The organism is Leucobacter ruminantium (genome assembly GCF_017565705.1).
Lineage (GTDB): Bacteria > Actinomycetota > Actinomycetes > Actinomycetales > Microbacteriaceae > Leucobacter > Leucobacter ruminantium.
The window spans coordinates 148,301-161,212 of the sequence record NZ_JAGDYL010000006.1 but is presented as its reverse complement, the minus strand read 5'-3'; the positions used below and the strand labels follow the sequence as shown (position 1 = coordinate 161,212).

12 protein-coding genes are annotated in these 12,912 nt (G+C 70.8%); 8 read left to right on the top strand and 4 right to left on the bottom strand.

Features of this window, described 5'->3' with window-relative positions; translation table 11 throughout:
- The first annotated feature begins 57 nt into the window (after positions 1–57).
- From whiA to J4H91_RS05285, 6 genes are all read left to right on the top strand, one after another.
- Positions 58–1,038, top strand: coding sequence for a DNA-binding protein WhiA (gene whiA, locus J4H91_RS05310; protein ID WP_208045217.1), 981 nt, complete (start codon positions 58–60; stop codon positions 1,036–1,038).
- Between the two features lie 94 nt (positions 1,039–1,132).
- Positions 1,133–1,750, top strand: coding sequence for a superoxide dismutase (locus tag J4H91_RS05305; RefSeq protein WP_208045216.1), 618 nt, complete (start codon positions 1,133–1,135; stop codon positions 1,748–1,750).
- A 45-nt stretch (positions 1,751–1,795) separates the two neighbouring features.
- Positions 1,796–2,998: a phosphoglycerate kinase gene (locus J4H91_RS05300; protein ID WP_208045215.1), complete on the top strand. Its 1,203-nt coding sequence runs from the start codon at positions 1,796–1,798 to the stop codon at positions 2,996–2,998.
- Positions 2,995–3,786, top strand: a complete 792-nt coding sequence (gene tpiA / locus J4H91_RS05295) for a triose-phosphate isomerase (RefSeq protein ID WP_208045214.1) — start codon at positions 2,995–2,997, stop codon at positions 3,784–3,786. Before J4H91_RS05300 ends, tpiA begins: the two co-directional genes overlap by 4 nt.
- A gap of 73 nt (positions 3,787–3,859) precedes the next feature.
- On the top strand, positions 3,860–4,108 hold the full coding sequence (secG, locus tag J4H91_RS05290; protein ID WP_208045213.1) for a preprotein translocase subunit SecG: 249 nt from the start codon (positions 3,860–3,862) through the stop codon (positions 4,106–4,108).
- 45 nt (positions 4,109–4,153) lie between these two features.
- A complete protein-coding gene (locus J4H91_RS05285; RefSeq protein WP_208045212.1) occupies positions 4,154–4,519 on the top strand; it encodes an RNA polymerase-binding protein RbpA in 366 nt (121 codons plus the stop codon).
- Positions 4,520–4,597: 78 nt separating this feature from the next.
- Here J4H91_RS05285 and J4H91_RS05280 read toward each other — a convergent pair whose 3' ends face one another.
- Genes J4H91_RS05280 through tkt form a run of 3 tightly spaced genes read right to left on the bottom strand, consistent with a single transcriptional unit; the run spans position 4,598 to position 9,338 of the window.
- Positions 4,598–6,160 carry a glucose-6-phosphate isomerase gene (locus J4H91_RS05280; protein ID WP_208045211.1) on the bottom strand — a complete coding sequence of 521 codons (1,563 nt, stop codon included), beginning with the start codon at positions 6,158–6,160 and terminating at the stop codon, positions 4,598–4,600.
- Positions 6,157–7,263 carry a transaldolase gene (gene tal, locus J4H91_RS05275; RefSeq protein ID WP_208045210.1) on the bottom strand — a complete coding sequence of 369 codons (1,107 nt, stop codon included), beginning with the start codon at positions 7,261–7,263 and terminating at the stop codon, positions 6,157–6,159. The genes J4H91_RS05280 and tal overlap by 4 nt, the downstream gene beginning before the upstream one ends.
- A 2-nt stretch (positions 7,264–7,265) precedes the next feature.
- Positions 7,266–9,338, bottom strand: coding sequence for a transketolase (tkt, locus tag J4H91_RS05270; protein WP_341783448.1), 2,073 nt, complete (start codon positions 9,336–9,338; stop codon positions 7,266–7,268).
- A gap of 84 nt (positions 9,339–9,422) precedes the next feature.
- Here tkt and J4H91_RS05265 point away from each other — a divergent pair, with 84 nt between their 5' ends.
- Entirely contained in the window at positions 9,423–10,355 is a 933-nt protein-coding gene (locus J4H91_RS05265; protein WP_243752646.1) for a heme o synthase, read from the top strand.
- 56 nt (positions 10,356–10,411) lie between these two features.
- Entirely contained in the window at positions 10,412–11,566 is a 1,155-nt protein-coding gene (locus J4H91_RS05260) for a trans-sulfuration enzyme family protein (protein WP_208045208.1), read from the top strand.
- Between the two features lie 76 nt (positions 11,567–11,642).
- Here J4H91_RS05260 and J4H91_RS15485 read toward each other — a convergent pair whose 3' ends face one another.
- Positions 11,643–12,710 (bottom strand): COX15/CtaA family protein, encoded by a 1,068-nt coding sequence (locus J4H91_RS15485; RefSeq protein ID WP_424960829.1) that lies wholly within the window; start codon positions 12,708–12,710, stop codon positions 11,643–11,645.
- Positions 12,711–12,912 lie beyond the last annotated feature (202 nt).

Below are 12,912 nucleotides of genomic sequence, written 5' to 3'. Positions count from 1 at the left end.
CACCGCGCGGCCGAGCGCCGCCGATTCCCATTCCACACCGCCCAGAGAGGATCATTTGTGCCGTCTACCGTCGAGGTGAAGAGCGAGCTCGTCCGTTTCCCCGCGTCCCAGACCGGAGAGCGGGTGGCCGAGGTCGCGACCGTTCTGCGCCTCGCCGGCGGTCTCCACACGATCTCCGGCCGCATCGCCCTCGAGGCCGAACTGCACACGCCGCAGATCGTGCAGCGCGTGCGCAAGGACCTCGCCGAGCTCTACGGCGTGCGCTCGGAGGCGAAGCAGCTGCCGCCCACGAGCACCCGCCCCGGAGCCCCGCAGTTCCTCGTGCGCGTCATCGACGGCGAGACCCTGGCCAGGCAGCTCGGGCTGCTCGATCAGCGCCGCAGGCAGATCCGCGGCCTCCCCAACCGCCTGACGACCGGCGCCCCCGCCGAGCTCGCGGCGATCTGGCGCGGGGCGTTCCTCGCCCGCGGTTCGATCACCCCTCCCGGCCGCTCTGTCGGCCTCGAGATCGGGTGCCCCACGAACGAGGTGGCCATGGCCCTCGTCGGGGCCGCGCATCGGATCGGGATCGACGCGAAGAGCCGCGAGATCCGCGGTCAGCACAAGGTGCTTATCCGCGACAGCGAGACGATCGGGCAGATGCTCGGCGCGATGGGCGCCTCCGAGGCTCGTGCGGCATGGGATGAGCTGCGGAAGGCCCGCGAGACGCGCGCCACCGCGAACCGTCTGGTGAACTTCGACGATGCGAACCTGCGGCGATCCGCGCAGGCATCCGTGGCCGCCTGCGCGCGCGTCGAACGCGCGCTCGAGATCCTCGGGGACGGAGTGCCCGAGCACCTGCGCTACGCGGGCAGCCTGCGGCTCACGCACCGCGAGGCCAGTCTCGACGACCTCGGCGCCCGCGCCGATCCTCCGCTCACGAAGGACGCCATCGCCGGCCGCATCCGCCGCCTCCTCGCGATGGCCGACAAGGAGGCCGCCGCGCGCGGCATCCCGGGGACCGAGGCGAACCTTCCCGAGGAGCTCGACTCCCTCTGAGAGCCCTCCGACTCCTCTCCGCCCGGCTGCGCGCCCCGCGCGCGAGGGCTAGGCTGGAACCGACAACTGTTGAACGCAGAGATTGGAGCGCCACATGGCCGCCTACTCACTTCCCGAACTGCCCTATGATTACGCTGCTCTCGAGCCGCACATCAGCGGCAAGATCATGCAGTTGCACCACGACAAGCACCACCAGGCCTATGTGACCGGCGCCAACACCGCGCTCGAACAGCTCGCCGAGGCGCGCGAGTCCGAGAACCTGGCCGCGGTCAACAAGCTGGAGAAGGATCTCGCCTTCAACCTCGGCGGCCACGTCAACCACACGGTCTTCTGGAACAACCTCTCGCCCGACGGGGGCGGGGAGCCCGAGGGTGAGCTCGCCGAGGCGATCAAGGATCAGTTCGGCTCGTTCGCCAAGTTCCAGGCCCACTTCACCGCCGTCGCGACGGGCATCCAGGGATCGGGCTGGTCGGTGCTCGCCTGGGATCCGATCGGCCAGCGCCTCGCGATCTTCCAGCTGTTCGATCAGCAGGCGAACGTGCCCCTGGGACTCACCCCGCTGCTCATGCTCGACATGTGGGAGCACGCCTTCTACCTCGACTACCTCAACGTCAAGGCCGACTACGTGAAGGCGTTCTGGAACATCGCCAACTGGCAGGACGTCGCGAAGCGCTTCGAGGCCGCTCGCGCGCAGACGCCCGGCCTCATCTGAGCCGTCCAGCCCCTCGTCCATCTCACCCGGGAGCCACACACCTCAATGCGCACACTCGAGTCGCTCGGCGACCTCAACGCGAAGACGGTCGTCATCCGATGCGACCTGAACGTCCCGCTGCGAGACGGCGTCATCACCGATGACGGCCGCATCCGCGCTTCGCTCACCACGATCCGCGAGCTGCGCGAGGCGGGTGCCCGCCTGGTGCTGATCAGCCACCTCGGGCGCCCCGCCGGTGCGCCCGAGGAGCGCTACTCGCTGCGCCCGGTCGCCGAGCGCATGTCGGAGCTGCTGGAGGCGCCCGTGGCGTTCTCCTCGGAGACGGTGGGCGAGGAGGCGGAGGCGGCACGCGCCGCGCTCGGCGACGGCGACGTGCTGCTGCTCGAGAATCTGCGGTTCAACCCGGGCGAGACGAGCAAGGACGAGGGGGAGCGACAGGCCTTCGCCGAGGAGCTCGCGAAGGGGGCCGACGCGTTCGTCTCCGATGGCTTCGGCGTCGTGCACCGCCGCCAGGCCAGCGTCACCGAACTCGCGGGCCTGCTGCCGAGCGCCGCCGGGCGCCTGGTCGCCGCCGAGTTGGAGGTGCTGCAGCGCCTCACGGAGAACGCGGAGCGGCCCTACACGGTCGTGCTCGGCGGATCGAAGGTCTCGGACAAGCTCGGCGTCATCGCCCACCTCCTGGAACGGGTCGACACGCTGCTCATCGGTGGTGGCATGCTGTTCACCTTCCTTGCTGCGCAGGGCCACGCCGTGGCCTCGAGCCTGCTCGAGAAGGACCAGCTCGACACCGTACGCGGGTACCTCGCCGAGGCCGAACGGCGCGGCGTGCGTATCGTGCTGCCGACCGATGTGGTCGTCGCGGAGGCCTTCGCGGCCGACGCGGCCCACGAGGTCGTCGCAGCCGATGCGATCGACTCCTCGAGCTTCGGCGAGGCCGGCATCGGCCTCGACATCGGCCCCGACTCCGCGGTGGCCTTCGCCGCGATCATCGCCGACTCGGCGACGGTGTTCTGGAACGGTCCCATGGGCGTCTTCGAGATGGAGGCCTTCGCGGGCGGCACGCGCGCCGTCGCGAAGGCGCTGACCGAGACACGGGGATTCACGGTCGTGGGCGGCGGCGATTCGGCTGCGGCCGTTCGCGCGCTCGGCTTCGCCGACGACCAGTTCGGACACATCTCTACCGGAGGCGGAGCCAGCCTCGAATTTCTCGAGGGGAAGGCTCTTCCCGGACTGGAGGTGCTCGCATGACCGAGCAGCGCACCCCGCTCATCGCGGGCAACTGGAAGATGAACTTCGACCACCTGCAGGCGATCGCCTTCGTGCAGAAGCTGTCGTGGAGCCTGAAGGATGCCAGGCACGACTACACCGACGTCGAGGTCGCGGTGTTCCCCCCGTTCACCGACCTCCGCTCGGTCCAGACGCTGCTGTCGGCGGACAAGATCTCGCTCTCGCTCGGCGCGCAGGACGTCTCGCCGCACGCCTCCGGCGCCTACACGGGCGACGTGTCGGCCGACATGCTGGCGAAGCTCGACGTCGGCTACGTGCTCGTCGGCCACTCCGAGCGCCGGCAGGGGCACGGCGAGGACGACGCGACCGTGGGCGCCAAGGCTCTCGCGGCGCACCGCGCCGGCATGGTCCCCATGATCTGCGTGGGCGAGACCGCCGAAGATCTCGAGGAGCACGGCGCCGCGGCCATTCCCGTCGCACAGCTCACCGCGGCGCTCGCGGAGCTCCCTGAGGACGCTGAGTTCGTCATCGCCTACGAGCCGGTCTGGGCGATCGGCAGCGGTCAGGCGGCGACGCCCGAGCAGGCACAGGAGGTCGCGAAGGCGATCCGCGACGCTCTGCGCGAACTGCGCGGGGACGAGCGCGCGGATGCGACTCGCGTGCTCTACGGCGGCTCCGTCGCGAGCCAGAACGTCGCCGGATTCCTCAGGCAGCCCGACGTCGACGGTGCGCTCGTCGGCGGCGCGAGCCTGAAGGTGGACGAGTTCTCGCGTATCATCCAGTTCAAGAAGCACGTCACGGGCGCGTGAGCCCGTCGCTCCCAGAGGGGAGCGGTATACTGTACGTTGGCCCATCGCGCCCTCATACCCGAAAGGTGAACGCGTGCTCATCCTCAAGATCGCCTTGATCGTCCTGCTCGTCCTCACGAGCCTGCTGCTCACGCTCTTCATCCTGCTGCACAAGGGACGCGGCGGCGGCCTGTCCGACATGTTCGGCGGCGGTGTCACCTCGAGCCTCGGCTCATCGGGCGTCGCCGAGCGGAATCTGAACCGGATCACCGTCGTCGTCTCGCTCGTATGGGTCGCCTCGATCGTGGGGCTCGGGCTCATCGCCCGGTTCTCGGTCGTGTAACGGGTCGCGTAACCACTCGATTCCAGACACTCAGGAAGGTTGTCGATGGCTGGCAGCAACGCCATTCGCGGCGCCCGCGTAGGTTCAGGCCCCATGGGGGAGAAGGACCACGGCGCGCGCGCCGACCGTATTCAGATCTCGTACTGGGACGCGCTCGGCAATGAGACCGTCCGCTACTTCGCCGCGGATGTCTCGCCGGAGGAGATTCCCGAGCAGATCGATTGCCCGAGCACGGGTCTTCCCGCGGGGCGCGATCGTGAGAACCCGCCGCTTCTGCCGAAGAACGAGCCCTACAAGACGCATCTCGCGTATGTGAAGGAGCGTCGCACGCCCGAGGAAGCGGAGGAACTGCTCGAGGCCGCGCTGCAGAAGCTGCGCGCGCGCCGCGGTTCCGCCAAGGTCTCGGCCTGAACGGGTCCCGCAGCACGAAGCAGAAGGCCCCGGGGATCTCTCCCCGGGGCCTTCTTCCGTGTCGTGCGGTCGGGATCCCTAGCTCGCGGCCAGTCTCGCCAGCTCGGCCTCGGCGTCGCCGCAGACGACCGTGATCACGGGGCGGCCGCGCTCGACGAGCACGTCGCGGTCGCCGCGGGCCTGGGCGGCGATGAGTGCGTCGAAGCCGCTCTCGGAGCCCGGGATCGCGAGGGATCCGGGCTCGGCGTCGACGATCTGCAGGTACGCGCCCTTCGCAGGCCCGCCCTTGTGCAGCTGGCCGGTCGAGTGCAGGTAGCTCGGGCCCCAGCCCAGCGCCACCGGCGCGCCGAGATCTGAGGCGAGGCGGTCGCGCAGCTCGCGGAGCGAGGCTGCGTGGGTCGCGCCGGGATCGAGGAAGGCCTGGATGACGACGTAGCCGCCGGCGGGGAGCGCAGAGCGCAGTTCGCCCAGGAGCGAGCCGTAGTCGGGAACGTTCGGCTGCTGCGCGGCCGTCTCCGACGCGGAGGCCGCCTCCGCGAGCGCGGCGCGCGCAGCGACCTTGGCCGATTCGACGTCGGGCTGATTGAAGGGATCGATGCCCATCAGCCTCCCGAGCGCGGCCGTCGCCGTCTCCCACAGCAGGAACTGCTCGCCCAGCCCGCCGCTCACGGCGACGCCCGAGGCGGGCGTGGAGGCCGTGCCCGCCGAGAGCAGGACGCCGAGCACATTCACCGGTGCGTCGTCCGAAAACTCGGGAGCCGTGCCGGTGAGGGAGACGGGGAGCACGCCGCGGCCGTCCTTGCCGGTGGACTCGGCGATGAGCTGCTCGATCCAGGCGCCGAGCTGCCAGTCGGCGTCGTCGCCGGCGCGTACGGCGAGCACGTAGCGCTCGGGCAGGCCCGAGGCGATCGCAGCCGCGAGCACGAGCGCCGGGTTGTCGTGCGCGTCACGCGCGAGGGCCTCGCGCGTCCCCTGCGCCTCTCCGACGAGCTTCGCCAGGTCGGTGCCCGCGAGCCCCGACGGCACGAGTCCGAAGGCCGTCAGCGCGGAGAAGCGCCCGCCCACGTTCGGGTCGGCGTTGAACACGTGCCGGCCGGCCGCACGCGAGTCGCGGTCGAGCGGCGAGTCGGGGTCGGTGACGATGACGATGCGGCTCTCGGGCGCGATGCCGGCGTCGCGGAAGGCCTGCTCGAAGGCCGCGAGGTGGCTGCGGGTCTCGATGGTGCTGCCCGACTTGGAGCTCACGACCACCGCGGTGCGCGCGAGGTCGCCCTCGAGGGCGCGGCGCACGGCCGCCGGATGCGTGGTGTCGAGCATGGTCAGCTCGACACCGGCCCAGCGGGTGATGACGGCTGGGGCGAGGCTCGATCCGCCCATGCCGCACAGCACGATGCGGTCGACGCCCGCCGCGGCGAACTCCGATCGCAGCCCCTCGATGGCGGGGATCAGCTGCTCCGCCGCGCCGGCGAAGTCGGTCCAGCCGAGGCGGATCGAGGCCTCTGCCTCGGCCTCGGGACCCCACAGCGTCGCGTCCTGCAGGAAGACGCGCGATGCGACGCGATCCCTCGCCAGCGCATCGAGCGACTCCCGGAACGCGGCACCTTCCGCGATCCCTTCCGCGAGTACAACCCGCAGGCTCATCGCTGCTCCTCGAGCGCCCGCTCGACGGTCTCGCAGAGCTCGTCCCACGAGGCGTCGAACTTCGACAGGCCCTCGGTCTCGAGCTTCGCGGTGACCTCGTTGTAGTCGATGCCCTGCGCGTCGATGGCGTTGAGCAGCTGGTTCGACTCGAGATATTCGGAGGTGACGGTGTCGCCGCGCACCTCGCCGTGATCGGCGAACGCGTTGAGCGTGGCCTCGGGCATGGTGTTCACGACGCCGGGGGCGACGAGCTCGCTCACGTAGAGGGTATCGGGCAGCGAGGGATCCTTGACGCCCGTCGACGCCCACAGCGGGCGCTGCGGGTTGGCGCCGAGACCGAGCAGCTGCTTCGCGCGCTCGGTGGCGAAGGACTGCTCGTAGACCTCGTAGGCGAGGCGCGCATTGGCGACCGCGGCCTTGCCCTTCAGTTCGAGAGCCTCGGGGGTGCCGATCGCCGTGAGGCGCGCGTCGATCTCGGTGTCGACGCGCGACACGAAGAACGATGCGACCGAGTGGATGGTCGAGAGGTCGATGCCCGCGGCGCGCGCCTGCTCGAGGCCCGTGAGGTAGGCGTTGATGACCTGGCGGTAGCGCTCGAGGCTGAAGATGAGCGTGACGTTCACGCTGATCCCCGCCGCGATCGTCTCGGTGATCGCCTCGAGTCCCTCGACCGTCGCGGGGATCTTGATCATGGCGTTGGGGCGGTCGACCTTCGCCCACAACTCGCGAGCCTGGGCGGCGGTGCCCGCCGCGTCGCGGGCGAGGCCGGGCTCGACCTCGATGGAGACGCGGCCGTCGCGGCCGCCGGTCGCGGCGTAGACGTCGGCGAAGATGTCGCAGGCGTCGGCGACATCGGCCGTCGTGAGCTCCACGATGGTCTCGGAGGCGCCGAGGCCCCGCGCTGCGCAACCGGCGATGCGGTCGCCGTAGCCGATACCGCCGCCGATGGCCGCGGCGAAGATCGTCGGGTTGGTCGTGACGCCGACGACGTCGCGGTCGCCGATGAGACGGGCGAGCTCACCGCTCTCGATGCGCGAGCGCGAGAGGTCGTCGAGCCAGACGCTCACACCGGCGGCGCTGAGGGACTGAGTGGGGGTCGTCATGCTTACTCTCCTGAGCTCTGGATGGAATCGCGGGCGGCGGCGACCACGGCGTCGGCGGTGATGCCGAACTCGCGGAACAGCGTCTCGTAGTCGGCGGAGGCGCCGAAGTGCTCGAGCGACACCGAACGGCCGTGCTGGCCGACGAAGCGCTCCCACCCGAGCGCGATGCCCGCTTCGACGCTCACGCGCGCCGTGACGTCGGAGGGGAGCACGCTCTCGCGGTACTCCTCGCTCTGCTCGGCGAACCACTCGACCGACGGCATGCTCACGACGCGTGCGCCGATCCCGTCGGCCGCGAGGCGCTCGCGCGCCTCGACGGCGAGCTGCACCTCGGAGCCCGTACCGATGAGCAGCACGTCGATGCTGTCGGTGGGGGAGTCGGCGAGCACATAGGCGCCCCGGCGCACGCCCTCGGCCGAGGTGCCCTCGAGCACGGGGACGTTCTGTCGGGTGAGAGCGATGCCGGTAGGCCCGGCGTGGCGGCTCAGCACCTCGTGCCAGGCCGCGGCGGTCTCGTTCGCGTCTGCCGGGCGCACGATGGCCAGGTTGGGGATCGCGCGCAGCGCGGCGAGGTGCTCGACCGGCTGGTGCGTCGGGCCGTCCTCGCCGAGAGCGATGGAGTCGTGGGTCCACACGAAGATGCTCGGCACGTTCATGAGCGCCGCGAGCCGCACGGCGGGGCGCATGTAGTCGGCGAACTGCAGGAAGGTGCCGCCGTAGCTGCGGGTCTTGCCGTGCAGCTGGATGCCGTTGAGGATCGCGGCCATCGCGTGCTCGCGGATGCCGAAGTGCAGCACGCGGCCATAGGGGGTCGCCGTCCACGCCCCGGTCGAGCGCTCGGCGGGAGCGAAGGAGGGGACGCCCGGGATCGTGGTGTTGTTCGAGCCCGCGAGGTCGGCGGATCCGCCCCACAGCTCGGGCATGATCGGGCCGAGCGCGGCGAGCACCTTGCCGCTCGCCGAACGGGTGGCGATGCTGTCGCCCACCTCGAAGGTCGGCAGCGCCTCGAGCGCGCCCTCGGGCAGCTCGCGCGCCTCGAGACGGTCGAACAGCGCCTTGCGCTCGGGGTTCGCCTCGGCCCAGGCGTCGAAGCCGCGCTGCCACTCGGCGCGGCGCTCGGCTCCTCGCTCGACCGCCTTGCGCGTGTGCGCCAGCACCTCGGGTGCGACGGCGAAGTGCTGCTCCGGGTCGAAGCCCAGCGCGCGCTTGAGGCCGGCGAGCTCCTCGGCGCCCAGCTTCGAGCCGTGGATCCCTCCCGTGTTCTGCTTGCCGGGCGAGGGCCAGCCGATGATCGTCTTCAGGATGATGAGCGAGGGCTTCGAGGTCTCGGCCCGGGCCGCCTCGATCGCCGCGTTCAGTTCGACGATGTCCTCGACGTAGTCGCCGGTCTTCTTCCAGTCGACCTCGATGACCTGCCACCCGTAGGACTCGTAGCGCTGCGCGACGTCCTCCGAGAAGGCGATGTCGGTGTCGTCCTCGATCGAGATCTGGTTCGAATCGTAGATGGCGATCAGGTTGCCGAGCTCCTGGTGGCCCGCCAGCGAGGAGGCCTCGGACGTCACGCCCTCCTGGAGGTCTCCGTCGCCCGCGATCACGTAGACGAAGTGGTCGAAGGGGCTGGCGCCCGGCGCGGCTTCGGGGTCGAACAGGCCGCGCTCGTAACGCGCGGCGTATGCGAAGCCGACGGCCGAGGCGAGGCCCTGACCCAGCGGGCCGGTCGTGATCTCCACGCCGGGCGTGTGACCGACCTCGGGGTGACCCGGTGTGCGGGAGCCCCAGGTGCGCAGGGCCTCGATGTCCTCGAGCTCGAGGCCGTAGCCTCCGAGGTAGAGCTGCACGTACTGGGTGAGCGATGAGTGCCCGACCGAGAGGATGAAGCGGTCGCGGCCGACCCAGTCGGCGTCGGCCGGATCGTGGCGCATCACTCGCTGGTGCAGGAGATAGGCGACGGGCGCCAGGCTGATGGCGGTGCCCGGGTGGCCGTTGCCGACCTTCTCGACCGCGTCCGCGGCGAGCACCCGGGCGGTGTTCACCGCAAGATCATCGAGCTCGTCCCACTGCAATTCGTTTCCCACAGATGCACCTTTCCAAGGGGAAGATTCGGGCGCGGTCGCGCACACCCCACTCATCTTATGGCAGCGGGGGTACGATGGTGAGTGATGTCCACCGAGATCTCAGCCCAGCCCCAGACCCTCGCGCCCCGGCGGAAGCGCTCGTTCGGCCGCACGGTCAAGAACTACGTCGCGCTCACGAAGCCGCGGGTGATGGAACTGCTGCTGGTCGTCACCGTGCCGGCGATGATCCTCGCCGCGAACGGCCTGCCCGACCTGTGGCTGGTGCTGGCGACCCTCGTCGGCGGCGCGATGAGCGCGGGCTCCGCCGGCGCGTTCAACTGCTACATCGACCGCGAGGCCGACCGGCTGATGAAGCGCACCAAGAACCGTCCGCTGGTGACGGGCGAGATCTCCGATCGCAACGCCCTCGTCTTCGCGTGGGTGCTCGGGGTGCTCTCGATCGCCTGGCTCTACCTCACGACCAACTGGCTCGCCGCCGTGCTCGGCGCCGCCGCGATCTTCACCTACGTCGTCGTCTACACGATGTGGCTCAAGGGCCGCAGCGAGCAGAACATCATCTGGGGCGGCATCGCGGGCTGCTTCCCCGTGCTCATCGGCTGGGCTGCCGTCACCGGATCACTCGACTGGCCCGCCTGGGTGTTCTTCCTCATCATCTTCCTCTGGACCCCGGCCCACTACTGGCCGCTCTCGATGCGCTACCGCGAGGACTACGCCGCGGCGGGCGTTCCGATGCTCGGCGTGGTGCGCGGGCGCGCGACCGTGGGCCTCCAGGTCATCCTCTACACCTGGGCGACGGTCGTCTCGAGTCTGCTGCTGATCCCCGCGAACGGCATCGGCTGGATCTACACGACTGTCGCGCTGCTCTCGGGCGGCTACTTCATCTTGCAGGCGCACCGGCTCTACGGCAGCGCGATCCGCGGGCAGGAGGGCAAGCCGATGCAGGTCTTCCACGGCTCGATCACCTACCTCTCCGTGCTGTCGCTCGCGATCGCGATCGACCCGCTGCTGCCGTTCTGACCCGAGGCCTGCGCGTGTAACGCGCGTGTTACGGCGGCGGGAGTAGCCTGAAGCTCATGCACCACGCCTCCGACCTCGACCCCAGCACCTCCGTCGTCGCCCTCGGGCGGCCCGCAAGGGAGACCGGCGCAGCGCTCAACCCGCACATCGCGCTGACGTCGACCTTCTTCGGCCGCGAGGCGCCGGGCGGCCCGGGTGACCGCGGCTACGCGCGATTCTCGAACGAGTCGTGGGAGCCGCTCGAGGAGGCCGTCGCGATGCTCGAGGGATCGTCGGTGCCCGCGCTCTCCTACGCCTCCGGCATGGCCGCCGTCGCCGCAGGACTCTCCCTCGTGCCCGTCGGGGGCGTCGCGCTCGTGCCGTCCACGTCGTACAACGGCTCGATCGGCCTGGCCCGATCCCTCGCGGAGAGCGGGGCGCTGCGGCTGCGTGAGATCGATCCCGTCGACATCGAGGCCACGGTCGCCGCGATGGAGGGCGCCGACCTCATCTGGCTCGAATCGCCCACCAACCCGCTGCTCGAGGTCGTCGACCTGCCCCGGCTGATCGCGGCGGCGCGCGAGCGAGGGCTCACGGTGGTCGTCGACAACACCTTCTCGACCCCGCTGCGCCAGCGCCCGCTCGAGCACGGCGCCGATGTCGTCGTGCACTCGGCGACCAAGTTCATCGCCGGACACTCCGACGTGCTGCTCGGCATCGCCGTCGTGCGCAATGCGGAGCTGCGTGCGCGCCTGCTCGCGCACCGCACGCTGCACGGCGCCATCCCCGGTCCGTTCGAGGCGTGGCTCGCCCTGCGCGGCCTGCGCACCCTCGCCCTGCGGCTCGACCGCGCCGAGGCCACGGCGGGCGTGCTCGCCGAGCGGCTGCTCTCGGCGCCCGGCGTGGCCCGAGTGCGCTATCCGGGGCTCGCGAGCGACCCCGGGCACGAACTCGCCGCGGCGCAGCTCGGGGGCTTCGGCGCGCTCGTCTCGATCGAGCTCGAGGGCGGAGCGGAGCACGCAGACGCCTTCGTGGCGGAGCTCGAGCTCATCACTCCGGCGACGAGCCTCGGCGGCGTCGAGTCGCTCGCCGAGCGGCGGCGCAGGCAGCCGGCCGAGCCCGTGCAGGTGCCCGAGGCGCTCGTGCGGCTGAGCATCGGCATCGAGCACGTCGAGGATCTGTGGGCCGACCTGAGCCGCGCTCTCGAGCGTTCGCGCGCCGGCCGCGCCTGAGGATGACCGCGCGGCCTTCGGGCCGCTCTCATCGCCCGCGCGGTTCGCGTCGGCGCACGGCCAGCACGGCGACGGTCTAACCGGCGGGCTCGGCGCTCTCTGCGGGCAGGACCGGCCGCTTGAGGCGCAGCACCACGACCGTCATCGTCGCGGCGGTGAGCGAGGCGAGCACCATGTGCACGCCCACGGCGAGGGGAGGCAGCCCGCTGCGGGCCTGGAAGATGCCCACCGCGATCTGCACGAGCATCAGGACGAGCAGCGCGATCAACCAGCGCAGCGGGCGAAGACGGCGCGCCGCCGCCCAGCCGAGCAGCACGAGCACGAGCACGAGCGTGATGTAGCCGGGCCACGCGTGCAGGTGACTGAGCACCGTCGCGTCGAAGCCGTCGCGCACCACATCCTCGTCGCCCGAGTGCGGCCCCGAGGCGGTGGTCAGCACCCCCATGAGCACGATCACCGCCATGCCGAGCGTGGCGACGTGCGCCAGGATCCCGAACCCCGAGGGCACCGCCCGCTCGCGCGGCCCGGGCGCCTCGCGCAGGCGCACGAGGAATGCGGCGGTCACGCAGACCAGCACGAGCGAGACGACGTAGTGGAAGCCGACGATGAAGGCGTTGAGCCTCGTGAGCACCGTGATGCCGCCCACGAACGCCTGGGCGACGACGCCGATGAGCACGAGCCAGGCGAGGATGACGAGGTCGTGTCGCCGCGGCGTCACGTCGAGCGAGCGCACCGCGGCGATACCGATGACCGTGAGCAGCACTGCAGTGAAGAACGAGAACACGGGAAGCCCGACGAGCGAGGCGGTGGTCCCGAACAGCACGCCCGCGGCGACGCCGTAGACCGCGTAGCCGAGCGCGTTGCGCACCGAGGGCCAGCCGCCGCACGCCTGCAGCAGCGCGAACAGCACCGCCAACGCGACGAACAGCAGCACGCCGGTGATCGTGCGGTTGCCGAACTCGATGATGCCGTGGATGCCCATCTCGGGCGTCGGGGTCAGCGACTCCGGCGTGCAGAGCGGCCACTCGTCGCAGCCGAGCCCCGAACCGGTGAGGCGCACGGCGCCGCCGGTGCCGATGATCAGGACGTTCAGCACGAACGAGGCCCACGCCGCCACGCGGAGGAGGCGGGAGGAGACTCCCACCCGGAGGCCCTGCTCGGGGGCCGGGGTTGCTGACGTACTCGCGCTGGACACCGAGTCTCCTCTCGTGAGCTTCCTCCGAGATCCGCGCTTCACAGGGCGCGGCACTCCCGAAACAGGCCGGAGTCTGTAGAATGGGAAGCTGTGGTTGCGTACTGCGAACCGACGACCGCTGCCGGGCAGCGCGTCGGAGCGGTTCGGTCCG

Bases quoted from the DNA above. Each gene is read 5' to 3' on its own strand.
- J4H91_RS05305 (WP_208045216.1), top strand. From the start codon at position 1,133: ATGGCCGCCTACTCACTTCCCGAACTGCCCTATGATTACGCTGCTCTC.
- J4H91_RS05300 (WP_208045215.1), top strand. From the start codon at position 1,796: ATGCGCACACTCGAGTCGCTCGGCGACCTCAACGCGAAGACGGTCGTC.
- tpiA (WP_208045214.1), top strand. From the start codon at position 2,995: ATGACCGAGCAGCGCACCCCGCTCATCGCGGGCAACTGGAAGATGAAC.
- J4H91_RS05285 (WP_208045212.1), top strand. From the start codon at position 4,154: ATGGCTGGCAGCAACGCCATTCGCGGCGCCCGCGTAGGTTCAGGCCCC.
- J4H91_RS05280 (WP_208045211.1), bottom strand. From the start codon at position 6,160: ATGAGCCTGCGGGTTGTACTCGCGGAAGGGATCGCGGAAGGTGCCGCG.
- tal (WP_208045210.1), bottom strand. From the start codon at position 7,263: ATGACGACCCCCACTCAGTCCCTCAGCGCCGCCGGTGTGAGCGTCTGG.
- J4H91_RS05265 (WP_243752646.1), top strand. From the start codon at position 9,423: ATGTCCACCGAGATCTCAGCCCAGCCCCAGACCCTCGCGCCCCGGCGG.
- J4H91_RS05260 (WP_208045208.1), top strand. From the start codon at position 10,412: ATGCACCACGCCTCCGACCTCGACCCCAGCACCTCCGTCGTCGCCCTC.